At 58.7% G+C, this 293-nt stretch carries 1 rRNA gene; it reads right to left on the bottom strand.

Annotated elements, in window-relative coordinates:
• Positions 1–293 (bottom strand): 23S ribosomal RNA (locus ON39_RS06840); the annotation flags it as partial.

Genomic DNA, 293 nt, shown 5'->3' with positions numbered 1-293 from the left:
GCCATTGGGCGCGGATACACGGGTACGGGAATATCAACCCGTTGTCCATCGACTACGCCTGTCGGCCTCGCCTTAGGTCCCGACTCACCCTGGGCGGATTAACCTGGCCCAGGAACCCTTGGTCATTCGGCGGACGAGTTTCTCACTCGTCTTTCGCTACTCATGCCTGCATTCTCACTCCCATAGCCTCCACAACTAGCTCACGCTGCTGCTTCCATGGCTACAGGACGCTCCCCTACCCACCCCAACCACTGCACACCGTCCCGTAGAACGATGCGGATGTATTGTTGGAG

Source organism: Nocardia tenerifensis NBRC 101015 (assembly GCF_000308715.1).
Taxonomy (GTDB): Bacteria; Actinomycetota; Actinomycetes; order Mycobacteriales; family Mycobacteriaceae; genus Nocardia; species Nocardia tenerifensis.
Note: the sequence above shows the minus strand (reverse complement) of the source record. Positions and strands in the feature narration are given on the sequence as shown.